The sequence below is a fragment of the Flavobacterium hankyongi genome (assembly GCF_036840915.1).
GTDB lineage: Bacteria > Bacteroidota > Bacteroidia > Flavobacteriales > Flavobacteriaceae > Flavobacterium > Flavobacterium hankyongi.
Genome location: NZ_CP085725.1, coordinates 213245 through 236322, shown reverse-complemented (window position 1 = coordinate 236322; position 23078 = coordinate 213245). Strand labels below are relative to the sequence as shown.

25 protein-coding genes are annotated in these 23078 nt (G+C 31.2%); 12 read left to right on the top strand and 13 right to left on the bottom strand.

Features of this window, described 5'->3' with window-relative positions:
* The first annotated feature begins 109 nt into the window (after positions 1–109).
* The 3 genes from hemN (at position 110) to LJY17_RS01135 (ending at position 3734) form a co-directional block, all read left to right on the top strand.
* Positions 110–1474 (top strand): oxygen-independent coproporphyrinogen III oxidase, encoded by a 1365-nt coding sequence (gene hemN / locus LJY17_RS01145; RefSeq protein ID WP_264542041.1) that lies wholly within the window; start codon positions 110–112, stop codon positions 1472–1474.
* A gap of 133 nt (positions 1475–1607) precedes the next feature.
* Positions 1608–3110: a T9SS type A sorting domain-containing protein gene (locus LJY17_RS01140; protein WP_264542040.1), complete on the top strand. Its 1503-nt coding sequence runs from the start codon at positions 1608–1610 to the stop codon at positions 3108–3110.
* Positions 3111–3152: 42 nt separating this feature from the next.
* Positions 3153–3734, top strand: coding sequence for a hypothetical protein (locus LJY17_RS01135; RefSeq protein ID WP_264542039.1), 582 nt, complete (start codon positions 3153–3155; stop codon positions 3732–3734).
* A gap of 589 nt (positions 3735–4323) precedes the next feature.
* Here the strand turns inward: LJY17_RS01135 and LJY17_RS01130 are convergent.
* Positions 4324–4728 carry a hypothetical protein gene (locus LJY17_RS01130; RefSeq protein WP_264542038.1) on the bottom strand — a complete coding sequence of 135 codons (405 nt, stop codon included), beginning with the start codon at positions 4726–4728 and terminating at the stop codon, positions 4324–4326.
* A gap of 338 nt (positions 4729–5066) precedes the next feature.
* Here LJY17_RS01130 and LJY17_RS01125 point away from each other — a divergent pair, with 338 nt between their 5' ends.
* From LJY17_RS01125 to LJY17_RS01095, 7 genes are all read left to right on the top strand, one after another.
* Positions 5067–5432 (top strand): DUF3157 family protein, encoded by a 366-nt coding sequence (locus tag LJY17_RS01125; RefSeq protein ID WP_264542037.1) that lies wholly within the window; start codon positions 5067–5069, stop codon positions 5430–5432.
* Positions 5433–5502: 70 nt separating this feature from the next.
* Positions 5503–6318, top strand: coding sequence for a PGN_0703 family putative restriction endonuclease (locus LJY17_RS01120; RefSeq protein WP_264542036.1), 816 nt, complete (start codon positions 5503–5505; stop codon positions 6316–6318).
* A 456-nt stretch (positions 6319–6774) separates the two neighbouring features.
* A complete protein-coding gene (locus tag LJY17_RS01115; RefSeq protein ID WP_264542035.1) occupies positions 6775–7338 on the top strand; it encodes a Crp/Fnr family transcriptional regulator in 564 nt (187 codons plus the stop codon).
* A gap of 66 nt (positions 7339–7404) precedes the next feature.
* On the top strand, positions 7405–7923 hold the full coding sequence (locus LJY17_RS01110) for a GNAT family N-acetyltransferase (RefSeq protein ID WP_264542034.1): 519 nt from the start codon (positions 7405–7407) through the stop codon (positions 7921–7923).
* A gap of 206 nt (positions 7924–8129) precedes the next feature.
* The gene (locus tag LJY17_RS01105) at positions 8130–9053 is read left to right on the top strand and encodes a sodium:calcium antiporter (RefSeq protein WP_264542033.1); all 924 of its coding nucleotides are present in this window, start codon (positions 8130–8132) and stop codon (positions 9051–9053) included.
* Positions 9054–9270: 217 nt separating this feature from the next.
* Positions 9271–9462: a cold-shock protein gene (locus LJY17_RS01100; protein ID WP_264542032.1), complete on the top strand. Its 192-nt coding sequence runs from the start codon at positions 9271–9273 to the stop codon at positions 9460–9462.
* A gap of 338 nt (positions 9463–9800) precedes the next feature.
* Positions 9801–10781, top strand: a complete 981-nt coding sequence (locus LJY17_RS01095) for an alpha/beta hydrolase (RefSeq protein WP_264542031.1) — start codon at positions 9801–9803, stop codon at positions 10779–10781.
* Between the two features lie 84 nt (positions 10782–10865).
* Here the strand turns inward: LJY17_RS01095 and LJY17_RS01090 are convergent, their stop codons facing one another.
* The 9 genes from LJY17_RS01090 to LJY17_RS01050 form a co-directional block, all read right to left on the bottom strand.
* Positions 10866–11096, bottom strand: a complete 231-nt coding sequence (locus LJY17_RS01090) for a YdcH family protein (RefSeq protein ID WP_264542030.1) — start codon at positions 11094–11096, stop codon at positions 10866–10868.
* A 220-nt stretch (positions 11097–11316) separates the two neighbouring features.
* Positions 11317–12018, bottom strand: a complete 702-nt coding sequence (locus LJY17_RS01085; protein ID WP_264542029.1) for a sulfite exporter TauE/SafE family protein — start codon at positions 12016–12018, stop codon at positions 11317–11319.
* Positions 12019–12056: 38 nt separating this feature from the next.
* The gene (locus LJY17_RS01080) at positions 12057–12503 is read right to left on the bottom strand and encodes a FixH family protein (RefSeq protein ID WP_264542028.1); all 447 of its coding nucleotides are present in this window, start codon (positions 12501–12503) and stop codon (positions 12057–12059) included.
* 139 nt (positions 12504–12642) lie between these two features.
* Positions 12643–14064 (bottom strand): cytochrome c oxidase accessory protein CcoG, encoded by a 1422-nt coding sequence (gene ccoG, locus LJY17_RS01075; RefSeq protein ID WP_264542027.1) that lies wholly within the window; start codon positions 14062–14064, stop codon positions 12643–12645.
* Positions 14065–14146: 82 nt separating this feature from the next.
* A complete protein-coding gene (locus LJY17_RS01070; protein ID WP_264542026.1) occupies positions 14147–15085 on the bottom strand; it encodes a cbb3-type cytochrome c oxidase N-terminal domain-containing protein in 939 nt (312 codons plus the stop codon).
* Between the two features lie 3 nt (positions 15086–15088).
* Entirely contained in the window at positions 15089–15283 is a 195-nt protein-coding gene (locus tag LJY17_RS01065) for a CcoQ/FixQ family Cbb3-type cytochrome c oxidase assembly chaperone (RefSeq protein WP_264542025.1), read from the bottom strand.
* 6 nt (positions 15284–15289) lie between these two features.
* Positions 15290–17482: a cytochrome-c oxidase, cbb3-type subunit I gene (gene ccoN / locus LJY17_RS01060; protein WP_264542024.1), complete on the bottom strand. Its 2193-nt coding sequence runs from the start codon at positions 17480–17482 to the stop codon at positions 15290–15292.
* Between the two features lie 3 nt (positions 17483–17485).
* The gene (gene ccoS / locus LJY17_RS01055) at positions 17486–17674 is read right to left on the bottom strand and encodes a cbb3-type cytochrome oxidase assembly protein CcoS (protein WP_264542023.1); all 189 of its coding nucleotides are present in this window, start codon (positions 17672–17674) and stop codon (positions 17486–17488) included.
* A gap of 129 nt (positions 17675–17803) precedes the next feature.
* Positions 17804–20179 (bottom strand): heavy metal translocating P-type ATPase, encoded by a 2376-nt coding sequence (locus LJY17_RS01050; protein ID WP_264542022.1) that lies wholly within the window; start codon positions 20177–20179, stop codon positions 17804–17806.
* Positions 20180–20278: 99 nt separating this feature from the next.
* Between LJY17_RS01050 and LJY17_RS01045 the strand changes: the two genes are divergently transcribed.
* Complete coding sequence (locus LJY17_RS01045) at positions 20279–20959, top strand: Crp/Fnr family transcriptional regulator (protein WP_264542021.1); 681 nt, start codon at positions 20279–20281, stop codon at positions 20957–20959.
* A gap of 35 nt (positions 20960–20994) precedes the next feature.
* Here the strand turns inward: LJY17_RS01045 and LJY17_RS01040 are convergent, their stop codons facing one another.
* From LJY17_RS01040 to LJY17_RS01030, 3 genes are read right to left on the bottom strand one after another with little or no spacing between them, the layout of a single operon-like run.
* Positions 20995–21309: a rhodanese-like domain-containing protein gene (locus LJY17_RS01040; protein ID WP_264542020.1), complete on the bottom strand. Its 315-nt coding sequence runs from the start codon at positions 21307–21309 to the stop codon at positions 20995–20997.
* A gap of 26 nt (positions 21310–21335) precedes the next feature.
* A complete protein-coding gene (locus tag LJY17_RS01035; protein ID WP_264542019.1) occupies positions 21336–21941 on the bottom strand; it encodes a thioredoxin family protein in 606 nt (201 codons plus the stop codon).
* Between the two features lie 5 nt (positions 21942–21946).
* Positions 21947–22483 carry a TlpA disulfide reductase family protein gene (locus tag LJY17_RS01030; RefSeq protein WP_264542018.1) on the bottom strand — a complete coding sequence of 179 codons (537 nt, stop codon included), beginning with the start codon at positions 22481–22483 and terminating at the stop codon, positions 21947–21949.
* A 139-nt stretch (positions 22484–22622) separates the two neighbouring features.
* On the opposite strand from LJY17_RS01030, the gene LJY17_RS01025 reads away from it, so the two are divergent.
* On the top strand, positions 22623–23075 hold the full coding sequence (locus LJY17_RS01025) for a MarR family winged helix-turn-helix transcriptional regulator (protein ID WP_264542017.1): 453 nt from the start codon (positions 22623–22625) through the stop codon (positions 23073–23075).
* Positions 23076–23078: the final 3 nt, after the last annotated feature.

Genomic DNA, 23078 nt, shown 5'->3' with positions numbered 1-23078 from the left:
AAGACACTGAGCGAAGTCGAAGTGTATATCAAGACAAAGTGCGAGTATGACAATTATCATTTTCCATTAACAAAGACCATCATACCTTTGAACTTGTAAATCATAGAATATGACAACTTCATTAGTTCAAAAATACAATGTTCCAGGACCACGATATACAAGTTATCCAACAGTTCCCTATTGGGATGAGACAACATTTTCTGTAGAAAGTTGGAAAAAAAGCTTTATCAAATCATTTTCAGAAAGCAATGTTTCTGAAGGGATTAGTCTTTATATTCATCTCCCTTTTTGCGAAAGTTTGTGTACATTTTGTGGTTGTCATAAACGTATAACCAAGCGTCATGAGGTTGAGCATCCTTACATCGAAGCGGTTTTAAAAGAATGGAATTTGTACTGCGATGTATTTCCTGAAAAACCTATCATTAAAGAAATTCATTTGGGTGGAGGAACACCAACATTTTTCTCTCCCGAAAATCTTGAAAACCTTATCAACGGAATTTTCAAAAGAGCTGAAAAAGCAAAAGACCACGAATTTAGTTTTGAAGGTCATCCTAACAATACTACTCGTGAACATTTACAAAGATTGTACAATTTAGGTTTTCGCAGAGTAAGTTTTGGCGTACAGGATTACTCAGATAAAGTACAACAAGCTATTCACAGGATTCAACCATTTCATAATGTAGCCAAAGTAACGTTTTGGGCAAAAGAAATTGGTTACACCTCTATTTCACACGATTTAATTTTTGGACTACCATTTCAAACACTTGAAAATATTGTTGATACTATAGAAAAAACCAAAGCACTTTCCCCCGACCGATTGGCTTTTTACAGCTATGCACATGTTCCTTGGATAAAAGGCAACGGCCAACGCGGTTTTAAAGACGAAGATGTTCCTAAAGATGATGAGAAACGTCGTTTGTACGAAGTAGGTAAACAATTGTTGGCTAAAAAAGGCTATCATGAAATTGGTATGGATCATTTCGCACACAAAAAAGACAGCATGTTCCAAGCGTTTCAGGAAGGGAAACTACATCGCAATTTTATGGGATATACCTCATCTAAAACACAGTTGATGATTGGTTTAGGCGCTTCTTCTATTAGTGACAGTTGGTACGGTTTTGCGCAAAACGAAAAAACACTAGAAGACTATTATACGCGATTAGAAAACAACGAAATACCAGTTTGCAAAGGACATATATTAAACGATGAAGATTTAATTATCCGTAAACACATCCTGAATTTAATGTGTCAGTTCACCACATCATGGGACGATAATTATTTCTATTTTGAAGAATTACCCGAAGTGCTATTACAACTGCAAGAAATGGAAAACGACGGTTTACTCATTATCCAGCACAATGCCATTACCGTTACTGAAAAAGGAAAACCATTTGTTCGTAACATTTGCATGGCTTTCGATTTACGACTAAAACGCAATGCACCACAAACACAATTGTTCTCGATGACAGTGTAAAATCCTGTTAATAAATATTTTGCTTTACTGCTTTTATTTTTTGTAGGTTTGGGTATTGAGATAGCCATGTAGATGGCTACTACAAATATTTCTGAATTAGAGATACTATTATTAAGCCAAAACAAAGAGTCATATGAAAAATAAAATTACCCTTATTATTACTTTAATAGTAATGAATTGTTTTTCGCAAATTCCTAATGTTGAATGGCAGTATTATTATGGCGGAAATAGTTTTGATACTGTATATGATCAAAAACAAACACCTGATGGTGGATATATTATAGTTGGAGTTACCAATTCTTCCAATATTCCAAACTATCATTATAATCAAGAAATTTTACTTTTAAAAATAAACAGTTCAGGAATACTTGAGTGGCAAAAATCAATTGGTGGTGATTTTAATGATAATGGAACCGAAATAAAAATAGCTTCAAACGGTGATTATTTGATTTCAGGAGGTACAGAATCTAATGATTATGATTTTTCATTCAATAGAGGTCAAAGTGATCTTTTTTTAATGAGAGTTAATCCAAGTGGGACAATTTTGTGGCAAAGAACTTATGGCGGAAGTAATTATGATTTAGCTCGAAATTTTATTGAAACACCAGACGGAGGATTTGTCATTGGGGGATTTTCCAATTCAATCGACGGAGACTCAAATGCTAATAATGGAAGTAGGGATTTTTGGGTGATTAAAACAAATAGTATTGGTGTTTTAGAATGGAAAAAAAATTATGGAGGCTCAGATTTGGATTCATTATTAGAGATTATTAAAACATCTGATGGAGGATATATAATGACTGGTGAAACTTATTCTTCAAACTTGCCAAATTATCACGGCAGTAGTGATGTATTAGTTGTAAAAACAGACAGTACAGGTAACTTAATTTGGCAAAAATGTTTTGGTGGTTCCAATTGGGACTATAGTAGTTCAATTATTGAAGCATCAGATGGAAACTTCATCATTGGAGCATCTACACAATCTTTCAATCATGACGTGACTAGTAACCATGGAGGTTATTTTGACTTTTGGGTTTTAAAAATAAACCCATTAGGCACGATACTTTGGCAAAAAACATACGGTGGATCGAATGGAGAACAAATTTCTAATATTATTGAAACAACTGATGGAAACTATATTGCTATTGGACTTTCTGATTCAACAAATGGAGATTTAACCTCTAATAATGGTGGACGTGATTTTTGGTTAGTGAAAATATCGGAGAGTGGAAATTTAATTTGGCAAAAGTCATTAGGAGTTGGAACAAATGAAGCAGCAAATACAATAATACAAACAAGTGATGGTGGTTATTTAGTATCAGGTCAAACAGAAAATTCTGGGATATTGGGTTCTGATGTTTGGGTAATTAAACTTTCCAATGAATCTTTAAGTACTAATGATTTTTCATTTGAAGATAAAAAGATAATAATTTCCCCAAATCCAGTAATCGATTATTTTAAAATAAATAATTCCAAAATAACTAAAGTCACAATTATCAGTTTAGAAGGTAAGATATTAAAAGAATTTGACTCACAAGAAAACTATAACATAAGTGAATTTCAGAAAGGCACTTATTTAGTAAAATTATTAAACGACTCTAATAAAGTTAGTATCACTAAAATAATAAAAAATTAAAGCTTTAACAAATTATAAAACAATCAACTTTATTAAAAAACTATGAAACCAAAAAATATTTGTTTAATCGGATTGTCCCTTTTTGTTATTAGCTATATAATGTTTTCTCAAGGTTCAAAATTATCATACTTTCAAAAACCAATAGATTTTGCACATTGGTTTAATTTAATTGGAGCAGTATTATTACTTTCATTCAATAAAGTATTTCCTAAAAATAATCTTAACACTTTCGCTTCTTTTATTACAACCTTAGGTGTAATTGCACACGTAGGCCTTTGTACTATTGATTTCATAATGTGGAGTTTTGGAAATGATGAGAACGCTAAAATGGAATTAAGTAAACATATAAGTAATACTCCTTCTATTTTATATCCATTTATCATCATTGGGCCATCTTTGCTATTTGTTGGATTAGCAGCCCATGCATTAAATTTTATCAAAACCTATCCTATCAGCTCTTTAATGGTTATAGTTGGTGCACCAGCAGTTGGTTTTTCATTTTTTATATTGAAAGATGGAATTTATATGGTACTAAGTTGTTTACTTTTTGCTTTAGGATTAGTTTTACTTCTTCATAGAAAGGAAGAAACAGAAAAAATCAATTCAATAAAAACCAGCTACTAAAAGTGGTTTTCTAAAATTTGAATTTAAATCGTAATAAAAAATATCTCTTTGTACATTTTACTTCAACTTTAATGAGATGTTTTGGAAATTAAAATCTTATCTTAACATTTTAAACAAACTTTATTTTTTGTAAAAAAATGCGTTCAAAACAATTTGGAGGAAAAATAGCTGATTACTGGAAATCAATTTACCTGCTACGCAAAGTCTCCTGACTTTGTGTAATCATGAATTTTGTTTAAAAAAACAGAATATTACATTTATTTAATAGCAAATAATTACTTAAAATGAAATAACTAACAGTCTAATATTAGCTCAAAGTCAGGAGACTTTGCGCAGCTGGCTATTTTAAATTATATCCTAACGGAGATAAAACCGAATTTGGCTCTGGAACAATTAGAAAAAAATAAAACGCAAAACAGCTCAAAAACAGTTGTTTTCTATGACAGTGTAAAATACTGCTTATAATTATTTTTCTTTCCTGCTTTTATTTTTTGCAGGTTTGGGTAATATGATCTTTAAGTAAATTAATGGTTCATATACTTACAAATTATTAAAGTTGAATTCACTTAACCTACATTTTTTATAGAAATTATAATGACTCTAAAAAGGTATTGTTTAAATTAACGTTTTCTGATTCTCTTTTAGGACAACCTAAAATTGGGGTGTAATTTTCAAATCTTTTAATTAAAAAGTCTCTTGTATTAAATCTGTTATTTATAGAATCTCTAACTATAAAAGATTGTTGAACAAAAATATCATCTATACTTGGGTAATTATTGTTAAAATGATTACAAATATCCTTTAATAAACATCTTAAAGTATAATCTTCAATATTTTCAAAAGAAAAAGTCAGATGATCATATTTTAATTTTAAATCTCCGAAACGAGTCACATAATCAATAATATTTGGTAGTGAAGTATTTAAAATATCTAAATTAATTTCATCATTCAATGCTTCCTCTTCAAAGTCAATATATTTTCTGAGTTCTGACATACTAAATTTATTTAACTATTCAAATTAAAAGAAATTTAATTATACTATCAAAAAAACATTACTCTAATAGCAGTGTCCAAATGCAAACATATCACTCGTTATACTCGATTGTGTATATTTTTATCCATGCAAAACTTTTAACTACTCTTTGTCTAAAATATAACTTTTCGAAATTAGACACATTCTTTGTATCAAAAAATATTTAAAAAAGACATACAAAATATCTAATTTCTCATAGTATGGACGATAAAGAATTTCAATCGGTTATTATGTATATTTGTAAGTAATATGACTGTTTTTCTAACAGTATATCAAACAGAAACTTATAAAATCGAATTATGAAAAATTTGTTTACTTTATTAATTTTATTCATTACAACTGCAATCTATTCTCAAACACAAACCGCAACAACTGAAAACGGGAAAAAAGTAATTTTAAAAAGTGACAAAACCTGGGAATATGTTGACGTTAAATCTAACCTACCTGAATGTAATTTAGAAAAAGACGCATCAAAAGCAAATGAAAGATTAAGAAAACATGCTGCAGTAGAAAATGATTGTACTGTCAAAGATGTGAAATTTATAAATCTAACAGAAAGTTTAGGAAATGGAATGTATTCTTTGTGTATAAAAGGAAAAATAATGAAATATAAAAAAGTGGGAACTGTTTTTATGAAAGCTGATGCTAATCCTATGGGTAATTAACAAGGATTCCCCTGCTAGCGCGAGCGTCTCGCTCGTGCTTATTAACAAACTATAATAAATCAAACCATCAATGTCATATCAAAAAGAAATTAAAGCCCATTTTGAAAAGAACAAAGAAAAATGGTTTGGTGAAATAGAAAACGGAAAGTGGAGAAATAGTGAAAACTTTTATCATCATATTTTGCCAAAAGAAGAGGAAGTTTTAAACTTATTGGAGACATATAGAGACAATTTAATAGAATATCTTGAAAAGAAAAAAATTAAAAAACACATCTATTTCCATCATTTAAATTCTTCACAAGCAATGTGTTTGAATTTCTTTTATCCTCTACTTGCAGAAAATGAACTCGACGTAATTTTGATGTTAATTGGTCTAAATGAAGAAATTGATTATGATAATACTTGCTTTGAAAAAGCGTCAGACATTGAAAAGAATAAAAACTATAGACCAACAAGTTTCGATTTTTATATAAAAACAGTTTCAGGCAAAAATGTATTTTTCGAGATAAAATATACCGAACAAGAATTTGGAAAAGCCAAGCCTGACGACTTACATAAACAAAAGTTTGACAATGTTTATAAAGACAATTTAAACGCAATTAAAGAAAAATATCACGACCAAAAAGTTTTTCTTGAAAATTATCAAATTCTGAGAAACTTAATTTGCATAGCTGAAAACTCGTATGTCTGTTTTATATATCCTAGTGGAAATAAAAAAATCAAAGAACAAGCAGAAAACGCAAAATCAAAATTTGTGAAAAGCGAATTAAAAAATCACTTTAAACCTCTTACTTGGGAAAGTGTTTTAGACTATACTGAAAAGAACGTAAAAAACGAAAGCATAAAGAAACAACTTAAAGACTTCAAAGAAAAATACAAAATATAAAGCCCCCAGTTAGCGCGAGCGTCTCGCTTGTGACCACCACAACAAGCAAACACTTTTAAGAAATCACCCAGACTGTGAGTACGAGCGAGACGCTCGCAGTAGCAAATGAAAAACTTTTAATCTCTCTTTGTTTTTAAAATAGAATTTTTACAAATTAGACACACTTTTTGTTTCAAAAAAATATTTTTTAAAAAAAGGAAACAGATTTTGTGCTTAAATAATTAAAATGAAAAAAAAGAAACAGAATACCAACTGTTGTCTGAGGCTCACGAAGACAACATAAAAACACTTCTACAATTGAATTCATTTCATATTTCAACTAATGTGATGATACTTCAACAGGCTAAGTGTACTTCCTAAAAAAATAAAACTGCACTGTAACTAAGCTTCTATTCTTAAAAGTTAAGCGCAAACTGTATTGTATCGTTTTGTATATTTGAGACTAGCATCAATAAAATGAATTTCGATCAAATAATAGATAAAATACATCCTCTTTCTACTTCGGCTAAACTCTTGCTAAAAGAAAATGTGGAAGAAGTAAGTTTTCCTAAAAACACCATCGTCATTAGAGCTGATAAAATTGAAAAAAATATCTTTTTCATTAAAAAAGGGATCGCCCGAACATTTTTTGAAGCTGATGGCAATGAAGTCACTTTTTCCTTTGGAAAAGAAGGTGATACTATAGCTTCTTTAAAAAGCTATATCGACAATCAAAAAGGATACGAAAGCATCGAACTTTTAGAAGATTGTGTGCTTTATAAACTTACTACCGAAAATCTTAAAAAGCAATTTCAGGATAATATCGAAATAGCCAACTGGGGCAGAAAATTTGCCGAATATGAACTCTTAAAAGCTGAAGAGAGGCTTATTTCGAGACAGTTTGGAACTGCTACAGAACGCTATGGCGAACTTTTAAAAAACCATCCTAGTATTATTCAAAGGATACAACTGGGACATATCGCGTCCTATTTAGGCATAACTCAAGTCAGTTTGAGTAGAATACGAAATAATAACAAATAATATTCTTTTTTATCATTTGTAAAATTTTTACAGAAATCAAATACAGAACTTTGTAAAAAATAAAGCATGGATATTACAATTAGAAAAATAACTGTAAGTGATTTACATGAATTACAGGAAATAGGAATACGTACTTTTGAAGAAACTTTCGCTTCCGAAAATAGTGAAGAGGATATGAAAAAATATCTAGAAAATAGCTTTGCAAGCGAAAAGATGAAAGCAGAACTTGCAGATAAAAACTCTGAATTTTATTTTGCATTGTTTAAAGGAAAAGCAATTGGATATTTAAAAGTAAATAGTGGCCAATCTCAAACAGAAATAAAGAGCGAAGATGCTATGGAAATTGAGCGAATTTATGTTCTAAAAGAATTTCATGACAAAAAGGCGGGACAAGTTCTTTTTGATAAAGCCATTGAAATAGCAAGAGTCAACAATATGAAATATGTTTGGCTTGGGGTTTGGGAAGAAAATCATAGAGCAATACGATTTTACGAGAAAAACGGATTTGTAGCCTTTGACAAACATATTTTCAAACTTGGTAATGATAAACAAACTGATATAATGATGAAACTAAAACTCGATTAGTAAATCCGTTTCAAATATCATTTGAAATCCCAGATAACGCGAGCGTCTCGCTTGTGCTGAGCTAAAATAACATTACCCGCTGCGCAAAATAAACAAATCATTTTTTTGTTTCTAAAAATTAAGCACAAAACAATTTTATAATAAGTACTATATTTTTTTACGTTAAGTAATTTAGATTATTTTAGTAGCATAAAATAAAATCGATAATGTATTACTTAGTTTTTTTACTGGCTCTTACTGGGCTTTTAATATCTTCAAATTATTTTACAAATTCTGCAGAAGCCATTGGAAAATACTTAAAACTGCCATCTTTTGTGGTTGGTGTTTTTATTGTTGGTATAGGAACCTCGTTACCAGAACTTATCTCAGGTATAATATCTGTAAATAAAGGTGCTTCAGAAATATTATCAGGAAACATCATTGGTGCAAACATTTCTAATATTCTTCTTATAACAGGTCTTGCTGTGGTTATAAACAGGAAAAATATCTCTTTAAAAAGTGGTTACATGTATATTGATTTAAACTATCTAATAGGTAGTTTTTTATTTTTCTATATAATCGCTTATGATGGTAAAATGGAAGCTACCGAGTCATTTTTTGGGTTATTAATGTTTATTGTTTACAGTATTTATCTAATAAAAGGGGAATCAAAAAATAAGGAAGCGGCAAAAATAAAAACTGAAAAATTCCCTATCGTTCCTTTGTTGATATTGTTATTATCAGCAGTAGGAATCTATTTTGGTGCTGATTACACAATTATTTCACTTGAAAAAATAGCTACTGATTTATCAATACCAAAATCTATTGTAGCTTTAACATTACTATCACTTGGAACAACCTTACCAGAACTAACAGTTAACATAAGTGCCATAAAAAATGGAAAAGCCGAAATGGCCATAGGAAATGTATTAGGTTCTTCTATTTTTAACACCTTGGTAATTCCTTCAATTGCATCCTTTTTTGGCACAATTGCGGTTACAAATAACCTTATTCAGTTTTCATTACCAGTAATGGCAGCATGTGGACTTCTGTTTTATTTACTGACCCAAGACAAAAAAATTTCGGTGTGGGAAGGTTTATTGTTTATTTGTTTGTATTCCCTTTTTATTTTTAAAACGGCTACGATTTAAATCAATGATAATTTTAGATTTTAAAAACATAGAAACTCGCGTTTGCAAGTGGAAAACCGTTGTATGAAACAGAAGAATCAAACTCAATCAATTTAAAAAATTAAAAAATATAATTTTTAAAAGCCTTAATTTAAAAATAATTTAATACTTTAAAAAAATAAATGAAAAATTTTTAAAAAAATATTGTATGTTTGTGGCTTAATAAATAATCATTTTTATGAACGAAGGAAAAATCAAGTTTTTCAATGAAGCAAAAGGCTTCGGATTTATTACTCCAAATGATGGTAGTAATGATGTGTTCGTGCATGTTACTGGTCTAAATGAAACAGTACGTGAAAACGACTCGGTAACTTACTCTGTAGAAAACGGAAAAAAGGGACCAACAGCAACTAATGTAAACGTTATCTAAGATATATTTTGCCTTTACAAACTAAGCCAGTCTAAAATAGACTGGCTTTTTTAGTTAATTAATGTCACAGTCAATGACAACGGTTTTTTTTATAATGTCAATGAGTGCATTAAGGTATTACCGTGAATATCTCAATCATACTGAACCAAAATTACTTTTTTCTAAAGTTTCATGAATGTAACACTAGTTGGAAAATTGCACCAACAAAAGTACAATAACAAATATTCTCTCTGAAAAAGCATCAACCAGAATTGCCTTTAAATATTTTTATTAACTTGGGTGAACGAAATTTAGTTTCTATAATTCAACTTGGAATAGTCAAATAACTAAAAAACACAATGAAGCCAAATCAAATTTATCGTCATTTAAATAGCTTAATAACAAATAATTACAAGCTAGTTTCATGCTATGTTCTTATAATACTCTCAGTTGTTTCGTGCAAAACAATTGAAATTGTTGAAAGTTCTGTTTTTAAAGAAGGGAAGTACAATTATGAGAGAATGGTTAGAGTTATTAAAAGGACTGATTATAGTGAAGCGAAAAAAGACAGTCTTCTCAACTCATATAAAAGCATAATTGATACTAACAATGAATTAATATATACTGCCGAAAAGGTTTTGGTTTGGAGAAAGTTTTTAAAGCGTGACACATTAAATCTAGAATATTTTGTTTTTGAACCACCAAAAACCGAGAAAGTAGGTTTATTTTTTCTTGGCAATACTTCAACTGTAACAAATTTTTCAAACGAATTAATTGATTTGGCAAAACAAACGAATTCAAAAATTTATGTATTAAATTATCGTGGCTACGGAAAATCCGAGGGAACTCCGTCATTTAAAACCCAATTTAATGACAATGAATATTTTCTAGACGAAGTTACTCGCAATGAAGGCAAAGTACATTTTGTAATGGGTTATTCTCTTGGAAGTGTATTTGCTACTAAGTTGGGAACTGAAAACAATATTCCTAACTTATATTTACTTTCTCCTTTTTCGAATGCGAAAACACTTTTGGCCTATCAAAAAAAAGTATTTACCAGAGGGCCAAAAATCTTGTTTAGACCTTTTTTAAAACTGAAAACTGAAGAACATTTATTGAGCATTTCAAATACTGAAGAGATAAAAAAATTTAAAGGAAATTTAGTTATAATGCAAGGCACTAGTGATCATGTTCTTCCTTATTCGATGGGGGTTAACTTATATGAAAATGCAGTGACAACATCAAAAAAGATATTTCCAATAAAAAATGGTGAACACAATGCCCCTTTTCAAAAGGAAAATTGGAAGTTTATTATAGATGAAGTAAAAACTCAAATATAAATTATCTACAGTTTGGTGTGCTTTGTAAAAAGTCATTTATAACTTGATACCAACAAAAAAGCCCACTCAACCAGTGGGCTTTTTTTAATTCTTCAACATTGAGAAAATTTCGTCTTTTAAAAACAGTAACTTGGCTTTCAGCTCGTGCATATGTTCGTCTGAAGTTACTTCGGCACCTGAATTGTATTTGTGGATTTCGTGTTCCACTTCGTGGTATTCGTCAAATAGTTTTTTAAAGTGGTTGTCGGTTGTTTTTAATTCGTGGATTTTTGCAGTGAATTCAGGGAATTCGTTTAGTAAATTGTGTCTTTCCATAGTATTAGAAATTTTAATTATTTATATATATTCTTTTGTTTAGACATAAAAGAATCAAAAAGTCAATTTTTAAATCCTTATAGAAATTTTAGCTTTGAAATTTCGGCTTCGATGAAATCGGAAATAAATCTCAAAACTGTCCTTCTTTTGGTTCATGTTAACTTGGCTCCATTCGACTTCTTCTTAAAGTCTTTAAAAAAGCAAAGAAAACAAACATCAATTATCGGCAATGTGGTGTGTTTTGCACAAACAAGCTTACATTACTTGGAGACACAAAAGGTATATCAAGTCCCAAACCGCGTAAAATGAATAAAGTACCTATTACAATAGTAATGAGTGGAATAATTTTTTGAATCCTGTTACGCATTGGAACAGTAAATATATTAGAGACATAAACCACAGCGCTCATCATAGGAATGGTGCCTAATCCGTAGAGGAACATATAGCCTACTCCCAATGCTTCATTTTGCATGGCAATGGCTCCAAATAAAGCTACGTAAACTAGACCACAAGGTAAAAAACCATTTAACAAACCAATAGTAAATAAGGAACCATAGGTTTTATTTTTAAATTGATTCCCTAGTAATGATTTTACTTTAGAAATTAATTGATACACTGGTTTTGAAAAATTATATTGGGCAAGAACTTTCTCTGGAATTAATACAAATGCAATCATAAAAATACCAATGAGAACCGATAACTCTTGTTGCAAACCAGCCAGAAAAAGTCCTTTCCCTAACAAACCAAAAACCAATCCGAAGATCATATAAGCCGAAACTCGACCAAAATGATAGATCAAAAGCTGTAATACTTTTTTAGTAGGATTTTTATGTTCAAGTGGCAACATCATAGCAATAGGACCACACATCCCAATACAATGTAAGCTACTTATTAATCCTAAAATAAATCCTGAATACAGCACTTTTTTAAATTATAACTTGTGAGTTAAAAATTATCGAATTACAAATTCACACTCTGTTTATTGAAATACCCAACACCATTATACTCCCAATCTACTGTAATGTCCCAACGACCGCCAACCAAATCTGTTTTAGGTACGAGCAAATTTGAATTGGACAAAGAGATAGGAATCTCAAAATCCAGTTTCTGGTTGGACGGTCTATAAAAGGACACTTTACCTTTGATTTTTTTATGGTCAAACGATTTTGGAAAACTAATTTGTAATCTATCGTTTTGTGTTGAAATTGTCAGTTTTTCTTTTAAATCGTAAGCATTTTGCGACTTGTCAAGCTGTTGCTGAAAATTTAATTCTTTTTTATAATATTCTTCGGTAACCATCTCATGGTCATAATGCGAGTCAGATTGTACTTTAAACACAAAGTACAAAATGAACGTAATAAACAATGCAAATGCTATAACGATTCCTGTGCCCCAATTTGCTTTCATAATTTTATTTTTATTCGAGAATAGATTATAGACGAACGATAGTAGACTATAAAACTCCGTTATAATACTTTTATCTTTTTATCGTAATTTCAATTTCTGTCTATCTATCATCTATTTGTCTATTATCATTCTTTTTCAATTAATTAAAACTTCTCGGACTTAAAAAATTGGTCGAAGTTGTTTCTAATAACTCATTATTGTTATATACTTCAATGGTCACTTTGGTTTTATCACTCTTTAAAAACGCTGGGTGAATTTCGATAAACAATGTTCCTTGTGCCATGGCTTCTTTTTTTACTAGAAACGATTGATTTCCTACTAGTTTGATTTGGCCTTCTTGGTTTGCCAATTTGAAATGTACATTATCAAAATCACGGACTGTTTTATTTACAATTTTATAGGTGAACACATTACTTATCTTATCGCCTTTATGCTCAAATAATTGACCTGGCAATCGTAAAACATCAGCCTCAACATCATTACGCAAAAACAACATCCCAATGAAGATTCCAATAAGTATTGACAATACTGCAACATAGCCTTTCATTCTATTAGTGAAAACGAACTTTTCCTTTTTCACAACTTCATCTTCACTAGCGTAACGAATTAAGTTTATGGGTAAATTCACGCTTTTCATAATCGAATTACACTCGTCTATACATGCTGTGCAATTCACACACTCTAACTGTGTTCCGTTACGAATGTCGATACCTGTTGGACAAACATTTACACATTGGTGGCAATCGATACAATCGCCTTTACCAGCAAGTGCTCTGTCTTCTCCTTTTTTAAATTTGGCTCTACCCGATTCTCCTTCACCACGAACATGATCATAGGTCACATTGATCGTTTTGTTATCCAGCAATACGCCTTGCATACGACCGTAAGGACAGGCTATAATACAAACCTGTTCACGAAACCAAGCGTATATAAAATAGAATACATACGTAAAAATGATAAGTGCAATAAGAGTATTTGTATTATGAAATGGTCCTTGTCGCACCATATCTAAAACATGATCACTTCCTACTAAATAGGCTAAAAAGACATTGGCAATTAGAAAGGAAACCACATAAAAAACAAACCACTTTGTGATTCTTTTTCTAATTTTTTCGGCATCCCAAGCTTGTTTATCTAACTTGATTTGAGCACCACGATCTCCTTCAATCCAATATTCAATTCTACGGAAAACCATTTCCATAAAAATGGTTTGAGGACATATCCAACCACAAAAAATACGACCAAAAGCAACAGTAAATAAAGCCAACCCAACCACTCCAATAATCATACAAATAACTACCAAGTGAAAATCTTGTGGCCAAAACGGAAAACCAAAAATGGAAAATTTACGTTCTAAAACATTAAAAAGTAAAAACTGATTTCCATTGATCTTGATAAAAGGTGCTGAAAAAAGAAATGCTAGTAAAAAATAACTCACCCATTTTCTTCTATCGTATAATTTTCCACTTGGCTTTTTAGGAAAAATCCAAGCTCGTTTGCCCTCTTTATTAATAGTAGCGATGGAATCTCTAAAATTATCATCTGGTAAATTGGTTGCCATTTTTTATCTTTTTTTCATTCTGGCTTGCCGAAGAGTCTCAAGAGACTCCTCGACATTGCTCAGAGTGACAACGTTAAATTTATTATTTTGTTTGTGTTGTGTCAACTGCTGTTGGCGCTTTTGTATCTTTAGGCGTTACAACTCCTTCTTCTGCCCAAATTTCTCCTTCAGGTTCTTTAGCCCCTGCAGGATTTGTACCTTGAAGACTTAAAACATAACTGGCTACTTTTTGAATTTCTGTAGGTTTTATTTGGTCTTTCCAAGCAATCATCCCTTTTCCTGCACGACCACCTTCCATAATGGTGTTGAACACATTTTTGATACCTCCACCATTAATCCAGTTTTTATCTGTTAAGTTTGGTCCAATAGCCCCTCCTCCATCGGCTTTATGACAAGCGATACAATTGGTTTGAAAAATAGCTTTACCAGCATTAATACTTTCAGCATCAGTCAATAAAGTAACTTTTTCTTTATCCATTAAATCTGGAGCTGTTTTTTTGTATTCTTCTACTTGAATTTTAGCTTCTGCCATTTCTTTGTCAAATTCGGCTTTTTGGTTATCATGTCCTAAAACATGAAAACGAACCAAATAAATAAATGAAAAAGCAATAGTTGCGTAAAATAAATACACCCACCAAGGCGGTAATACATTATCAAGTTCCTGAATACCATCATAATTATGGTGTAAAAGCAATTCTCCTTCTTCCTCTACTTTTCGAGAGCGAGTAAGTTTTCTCATCAATCCTTTGTAGAATTGAGTTTCTGTAAAAGGAAGGTTTTCTTCAATTTCTTTTGCTTTTCGTTGCTCTTCTGTTAATAAAGTATCTATTACTCTATCTGTTGCATTTAAGACTAGTTCGATAGCAATTAAAACCAACAAAAACATTAACAAAACCAATATCAAAATAGGATACTTGACAAATGCTGGTCGGTCTCCAGAATCGATAAAGAATTCCATTGCTAAGAAAAACAAAGTGAAAAAAACTGGAATTCTTACATATATAGGAAATAACTTTTTCATGGACTATAGTTTTAAAAATTCATCTGAAGTTCCTTCTGAAAATGGCAAATTGCTTAACTGATTGATTTTTTCTTTTTTATAAGTAAAAACCCAGAAATACAGCCCCACAAAGAAGAAGAAAAAAATTAGTAATGAAATGATTGGATAAATCTCAATCCCTGAGATGTTTTCCATAGTATGTTTTACAAATTTTAACATGACAAATTATTTTTGAGCTTGTAAATCTTTAACTTTAATATCTGTCCCTAATCGTTGTAAGTAAGCAATTAAAGCTACTACTTCACGGTCTTTCATAGGAACAAATGTTTCTCCTTTTGCTTTTGCATTTTTCTGACTTTGCTCATAACTTTTTACGAAATCAGGGTCATTTTTCAAATTTTCTTCAATTTTAGCTGACTGGCTAGCAATAGAAGCTTTTGCGTTTTTAACCTCTTCATCTGTATAAGGTACTCCTAAGGTTTGCATTACACTCATTTTTTTCTCTATTTCAGAATAATTAGCTGCTTTATTGTCAAACAACCATTTGTAACCTGGCATAATTGAACCTGCTGAAGTACTTTGCGGATCCCATAAGTGATTAAAATGCCAATTGTCATTATATTTTCCTCCTACTCTGAACAAATCGGGACCAGTACGTTTTGATCCCCATAGAAATGGATGATCGTACACATATTCACCAGATTTTGAATACTCTCCATAACGAGCAACTTCAGATCTGAACGGGCGAATCATTTGAGAGTGACAGCCTACACAACCTTCTCGGATATATAAATCTCGACCTTCTAATTCTAAGGGGGTATACGGTTTTACACTTGAAATAGTAGGTATATTTGATTTCACAACGATAGTTGGCACAATTTGTATAATACCTCCAATTAAAATAGCAATGGTAGCTAAAATGGTTAACTGAATTGGTTTTCTTTCTAACCACCCATGAAACTTTTCACCATTCAAACGATACGAAGCAATTTTTGTTAAAGCAGGTGCTTCAGCTAATTCATCTTCTACTGCATTTCCATTACGAACTGTTTGGATAGCATTGTAAACCAATACTAACATTCCAATTAAGTATAAGGTACCTCCAACTGCACGCATAGCATACATTGGCATGATTTGATTCACTGTTTCTAAAAAGTTACCATATACTAAAGAACCGTCTGGGTTAAACTGCTTCCACATTGAAGCTTGAGTAAATCCAGCTACGTACATTGGTAAGGCATACATTACTATTCCTAAAGTTCCAATCCAAAAGTGAAAATTAGCTAATTTTTGTGAATACAATTCTGATTTTGTTAATCGTGGCAACAACCAATAAATAATACCAAAAGTCATAAAACCATTCCAAGCTAGTGCTCCTACGTGTACGTGAGCCACAATCCAATCAGTAAAGTGCGCAATAGCGTTAACGTTTTTCAAAGAAAGCATTGGTCCTTCAAAAGTTGCCATACCATAACCTGTAATTGCTACAACAAAGAATTTCAATACAACATCGGTACGAACTTTGTCCCAAACACCTCTTAATGTTAACAATCCATTAATCATACCACCCCAAGATGGAGCAATCAACATTACAGAAAATACAACACCTAAATTTTGTGCCCAATCAGGTAAAGCTGAATATAATAAGTGATGAGGACCAGCCCAAATGTATAAGAAGATTAATGACCAGAAGTGAATAATAGATAAGCGATACGAATATACTGGACGGTTAGCTGCTTTAGGCATGTAGTAATACATTAACCCAAGAAATGGAGTAGTTAAGAAAAATGCTACTGCATTATGCCCATACCACCATTGCACCAGAGCATCTTGCACTCCTGCATATACTGAGTATGATTTTAATCCGTTAACTGGTAATTCTAAACTGTTGAAGATATGTAGTACCGCAACAGTTACAAAAGTGGCAATGTAGAACCAAATAGCAACATACAAATGACGTTCTCTTCTTTTTAAAATCGTCATAATCATATTTACTCCAAATACTACCCAAATTAAAGCTATGGCAATATCGATTGGCCATTCTAATTCGGCATACTCTTTAGAAGTTGTATAACCTAATGGTAATGAAATAGCTGCTGCTAAAATAATTAACTGCCATCCCCAAAAGTTGATGTTACTCATAACATCACTATACATTCTAGTTTTTAAAAGTCGCTGAATTGAATAATAATATCCAGCAAACATCGCATTACCCACAAAGGCAAAAATTACTGCATTGGTATGCAGTGGACGTAAACGGCCATAACTTAACCACGAAATACCATCGGTGATGTTAGGAAATAAATACATAGTGGCTAATAATAATCCAACTAGCATTCCTACTACACCAAAAACTATCGTAGCATAAATGAACTTGTTTACAATTTTGTTATCATAATAAAATTGTTGCATTTCCATAATTTAGTCTTGATTTTCTGAATTTATATCTGTTTTGGTTTTACTCTTTTTTAATTCGTCTTCGAATAACATACGTACCGAAGGTGTGTAGTCATCGTCAAACTGACCGCTCCTCACTGCTCTTATAAAAATGTATAAAAACGTAAGCGCTACAACGATACTGATGGAAATTAATAGATAAATAACACTCATACCTTAAAAAATTTATAATTCAAAATTACTTTGTAGTGAGTAGATAAAACATGATTTTTATCATATGGTCTCATTTTCTCTCTTTACAAAGATTCTTGTAGTTTTTTTCTTATATACTAATATAATTATTTACTTTCTAGTAGCAAAATAATTACTTGTAATGGTTACAAAACTCACAATAGTAACTGTACTCAAAGGCATAATGATTGCCGCTACAATTGGCAACAGGTTTCCTGTAACTGCATAACTCAAACCTACAACATTGTAAAGTAATGACAATCCAAAACTCATATAGATAGTTTTCATTGCATTTTTTGAAAAACGAAGGAAATAATCAATTTTTGAGAATTGAGACGCATCTAAAATTCCGTCGCAAGCCGGAGAAAAAACATTTACGTTTTCTGAAATGGAAATTCCAACATTGGCTTGAGCCAAGGCTCCAGCATCATTAAGCCCATCACCAACCATCATCACGTTTTTACCCTGCTTCTGCAGACCTTCAATAAAAGCAAGTTTATCTTCAGGTTTTTGATTGAAGACCAAAGTAGTTTCTGAAGGTAGCATCTTCTCTAAAATCTTTCGTTCTCCGTCATTATCTCCTGACAAAACGACCAGATTATATTGCTTTGAAAGCTTTTCAAATAAATTTTCCAACCCTTCTCGGTACTGATTATTGAACACATAACTTCCTTTATAGATTCCGTTGATTTCTACGTGAACCTTCGTTTTCTTATGCGTATTTTCACTCATATGTTGCAAAAACTGTGAAGAACCTAACTTTATAGTATAACCATTAACCGTTGCAAAAATTCCTTTTCCGATAATTTCCTCAAAATGTGTGATTTCAAGTTTTACCTGATTTGGTATAAAATCATACAATCTTCTACTTAAAGGATGATTTGACCCTCGCAAAGTATTTTTTAAAAGTTTTAAGTCTTCATCGCTTAAAGACATTCCTTCATAAATTATCGAAGTCTTTTTATTAGTAGTAATTGTACCAGTTTTATCAAAAACGACTGTATTTACTTTAGCTAATTGTTCGATAACCGTTGCATTTTTCAAATAGAACTTTTTGTATCCCATAATACGAAGTACATTACCTAACGTAAAAGGAGCTGTTAATGCTAAGGCACAAGGACAAGCCACAATTAAAATCGCAGTAAATACATTGAAAGCAGTATTAGCATCGATAAAAATCCAATAACTAAAGGAAACAATAGCCAAAAGCAACAATGCTGGCGTAAAATAACGACTGATTTTATCCGTAATAGTTTTATATTTTCTGTCGATATGTTTTTGGAATACATCGTTACTCCATAATTGGGTCAGATAACTTTGAGAAACCGACTGCAATACTTCCATTTCAACTACATTCCCAATCTGCTTTCCTCCAGCATATATCTTATCGCCAGATTTCTTTTCAATTGGTACGGCTTCTCCTGTTACAAAACTGTAATCGATGGATGTTTTTTCAGAAATCAGTATGCCGTCAACTGGTATTAATTCTTGGTTTCTTATTAAAAGTCTATCTCCTTTTTGAATATCATACACCTGAATTGCTTCTTCTGACTTATCGCTTAAAATTTTGGTGACAGCAATTGGAAAATAGGATTTATAATCACGTTCGAACGAAAGAAAATTATAGGTTTTCTGTTGGAACATCTTCCCTAACAGCATGAAAAAAATCAATCCACACATACTGTCAAAAAAACCTTGTCCGTAGCCCATGGCGATATCGAATGTACTACGCACAAACATCACCACAATTCCTAAAGCGATAGGAATATCGATGTTTAACATCCTAGATTTAATACTCTTCCAAGCGGAAACGTAATACCCCCAAGCGGAATAAAAAAATGGTGGTAAAGCCAACGCAAAAATAAGCCAGCGAAAGAATCCTTTGTATTGTTCGATCCAAAATTCACCCACTTCGAAATATTCTGGAAACGACAGCAACATAATGTTACCAAAACTGAAAAAAGCTACCCCTATTTTGTAATAAAGACTTCGATCCACTTCTTTTTTCTTGTTCTCATAATTCTCTAAACTGATATACGGCTCGTAACCAATGGAACTTAAAAGTAAAACGATTTCTTTAAGAGAAACCTTTTCAAAAGTGAAAGTGATGCGGACTTTTTTTTCGTGAAAATTTACTTGAGAAGCGGAAACCCCTTTGTTCAATTTATTCAGGTTTTCTAGAATCCAAATACAAGAACTGCAATGAATATGAGGAATATAAAGTGAAACTACCTGTGTTTTATCTTCATCAAATTCCAATAGTTTTTCTACAATGTCCTTATTTTCCAGAAAATCATATTTTCCTTTAATATCTTGTGGAGTAGCTCCTGGTGCGTTTTCAAAATCGTAATAACAGATTAAATCGTTTAAACTGAAAATCTCATATACTGTTTTGCAACCAGTACAACAAAAAGATTTTTGATCAAACAAAATTTCTTCTTTTTTTACAATATCGTTACCACAGTGGAAACAATTTTGTGTATTCATAATTTGCTCATTTTACCTATTGCAAATTTCTAAAGTTAGTTTTTTTTTGAATATGATTTTTATCATACTTTAGTATCTTTGTAAAAAACAATCGGAAAAATGGGTAGATGTGAACAATGTATCGTTAGGGAATTCAGTGCTTTAAAGGCATTGAACAAGGACGAATTGCTAAAACTCGCCGATTGTAAAACGTCTTATGTAGTAAAAAAAGGAGATGTCATATTTGATGAAGGTGATCATCTTGACGGAATTTTTTGTGTAAAAGATGGAGTTTGTAAATTGACTAAACTGAGTTCTAACGGAAAAGATCAGATTGTAAAACTGGTAACACGAGGAGAATTATTAGGTCAACGTTCTTTAATAAGTGAAGAACCAACAAATTTAAGCGCAGTTGCTCTGGAAGACATGACAGTTTGTTTTGTTCCTAAAAGCCAAGTAATGGATTTCTTTAATGACAATAATAAGTTTTCACTAAGCATGATGAAAAATGTGTGTCACGACTTGAAAGAAGCAGACAACATTTTGGTAAATCTTGCTCAGAAAAGCGTTAAGGAAAGACTGGCTACTACACTACTCTATTTACATGATACCTTTGGAGTTAATGAAGATAGTTCTCTAAAATTGCACCTATCTCGAGAAGAAATTTCCAGTATAATAGGAACGGCAACCGAGAGTTGTATTAGATTACTTTCTGAATTCAACAAAGCTGGTCTAATAGAACTTAACGGAAAAAAAATTATTTTGAAAAATAAAAAAGAGTTGAAAAAGCTCTCCGAATAAAATAAATAAAAAAGAGAAGCAGATGCTTCTCTTTTTTATTTTGGCATATCAACTGGACCATCCCATTCTGAGAAACCTCCCATCAAGTTATATGTTGTTTCAAATCCCATTTGGTTCATTATGTTGCAAGCTTGAGCACTTCTTCCGCCTGCTTTACAATACACATAATAGTTTTTAGACTTGTCTAACTCTTCAACTTTATAAATAAAGCCTTGTCCTTTATAGATATCTATATTAATTGCATTTGGAATTATCCCATCATTACATTCATCTTCTGTACGAACGTCAAGAATAACTGCATTTTCATCTTCTTGCAATTTTGACCACCAATCTTCTTGTGTTAAATTCATAATTTATTTTTTTGTATTCAAATTTACTATGCTTTAATAGAACATCCAATAGCTTTGGTTGTTTTTACAGCAATTTCTTCATCTTTCAATAACGAATTAATAGCATTTTCTAAATACTTTGTTTTTACAGCACTTTCGTCTGAATAATTATCATCGATGGCACCTATGTATTTTACAATATTTCCTTTACTAGTTTTTTGTAATAAATAAACGTGAGGGGTTTTAGTAGCTCCATATTGAGGATATATTTTTTGTCCATCATCAAATAAGTACGGAAAAGTAAAGCCTTTTTCTTTGGCTCTCTTTTTCATTAAATCAAAACTATCCTCTTTTTGAACATCAGGATTGTTTGGATTTATAGCAATCACTGGATAACCCAAACTTTTATATTTTTTATCAATAGCAATTATTCTATCTTCATATGCCTTTGCAAATGGACAATGGTTGCAGGTAAAAATCACAACGAAACCTTTAGCATCTTTAAAATCTTTTAAAGACACCATTTTATCGTTAACGTTCTTAAGTGAAAAATCTGTAGCAACATCACCGACTTGATAGCCTCCTGAATTTAAAGTAAAAGCACTAGTAACCGCTACCACTAAAGCAAAAGCTAACATTTTAATAGTTCTCATATAATTTATTTTTTTATTATTGTTAATAATTCTTCTTCAAGTTCTTTAAAAGACGAATAAGAATCTTCGATAAACATTCGTCCTTTTTTATTATAAATTACTGTCGCTGGTATAGACCCTGACCAGCCTTTATCTACTTTTTCAATCCATGCATTTGCATCTGGATCATTTAAATGTATTACTTCAGATTTGAGATTTTTCTTTTTAATAAAAGGAATCAAATTAGTTTCAACTTTTTTAGGTAAATCAAGACTTACTAAAATTACTTTTACATTTTGATTTTTATATTTTTGATTTAATTGTTCAAAATATGGTAATTCCTTTACACAAGGAAGACACCATGTTGCCCAAAAATTAATTACATAAGTTGTATCATCACTTTTATGCAAATAGGGTTCAAATGAATTAAAATCGTATGACTTTACAGTAGTCCCATCTTTTCTATATTCATTAATAGGATCTAACTTAACCTGTTCATGACTGTTTTTTTGAGAAAACATTATTGAGTACAAAAACAACAATAACAAACTAACTCTTTTCATACTTTCAAAATTTTGAGCTTCCTAAAATTAATCAATCTAAAAACCTTAAATTAAAAATTAACAAAAATTTAATTAATACTTGTATATACAAATGAAAAATATTTATACATTTGTACATACAAATTTAGTAACTACAAATATGAAAATTGAAGATATTATAAAATCGACAGTAACATTAAATTCTGCTAAGAGAGCAGTACTTAATGTCATGTTTGCAGATATGGTTGTAACTGACCATTTTAATGAAATTTTGAAACCATTTGATCTTTCTCCTGAACAATATAATGTACTTAGGATTTTAAGAGGCCAAAAAGGTAAACCGGCAAACATGTGCACCATTCAAGAGAGAATGATTGCTAAAACAAGTAATACGACAAGACTGGTAGATAAATTGTTATTAAAAGGATTAGTTACCCGTGAAATTTGCCCTGCTAACAGAAGAAAAATGGAAGTTGAAATAACTGAAAAAGGATTAAATATATTGGCTGAGATTGATCCTAAAGCTATTGAACACGAAAACTTTTTCGGCTCTAAGTTAACAGATGAAGAGTTAGAATTATTCAATAATTTATTAGAAAAATATAGAAGTTAAAAC